This window comes from Massilia sp. P2_C2, assembly GCF_056404615.1.
In genome coordinates this window covers 1-978 of sequence record NZ_JBFUDR010000635.1, presented here as the reverse complement: position 1 = coordinate 978, position 978 = coordinate 1, and the positions used below count along the sequence as shown (strand labels likewise).

1 protein-coding gene is annotated in these 978 nt (G+C 62.4%); it reads left to right on the top strand.

The window, feature by feature from the left end:
- Nucleotides 1–946 (top strand): phenylalanine--tRNA ligase subunit alpha (gene pheS / locus AC1DYX_RS31505; protein ID WP_477266187.1); only part of this gene is annotated, 946 nt, incomplete at its 5' end.
- Nucleotides 947–978 lie beyond the last annotated feature (32 nt).

Sequence of the window (978 nt, the reverse complement as noted above, 5' to 3'; positions counted from 1 at the left end):
GGAAAACGCCAAAGCGAAATACCTGGGCAAGACGGGCCAGGTGACCGAACTGATGAAGGGCCTCGGCAAGCTCGATCCCGACCAGCGCAAGGCGCAGGGCGCCCTCATCAACGCCGCCAAAGAAAAAATCGAACAGGCGTTGACGGCTCGCCGCGAGGATCTCGCCAACGCGCTGTTGCTCGCGCGCCTGAATCTTGAGTCGATCGACGTCACCCTGCCGGGCCGCGGCCGCTCGACGGGCGGCATCCATCCTGTCATGCGGACCTGGGAACGGGTCGAACAGATTTTCCGCTCGATCGGTTTCGACGTGGCCGACGGCCCCGAGATCGAAACCGACTGGACGAACTTTACCGCGCTGAACAGCCCGGAAAAYCACCCGGCACGTTCGATGCAGGATACGTTCTACATCGAGGGCAATGACAGTACCGGCAAACCGCTGCTGTTGCGCACCCACACGAGCCCGATGCAGGTGCGCTATGCCCGCACCCACACGCCGCCGATCAAGGTGATTGCCCCGGGCAGGACGTACCGCGTCGACAGCGACGCCACGCACTCGCCGATGTTCCACCAGGTCGAAGGCCTGTGGATCGGCGAAGACATCAGCTTTGCCGACCTGAAGGGCGTGTACCTGAATTTCGTGAAGGCCTTCTTCGAGACGGACGACCTGCAGGTGCGCTTCCGTCCGTCGTACTTCCCGTTCACGGAACCGTCGGCCGAGATCGACATCGCGTTCGGCTCCGGTCCGTTGAAGGGCCGCTGGCTGGAAGTGTCGGGCGCCGGCCAGGTGCACCCGACGGTCGTCCGCAATTTCGGACTGGATCCGGAAAAATTCATCGGCTTCGCGTTCGGTTCGGGCCTGGAGCGCCTGACCATGCTGCGCTACGGGATCAACGACCTTCGCCTGTTCTATGAAGGCGACCTTCGCTTCCTGAAGCAATTTAACTAAGAACCTGTCCGTAGGGTGGGCACCCCTGTGCC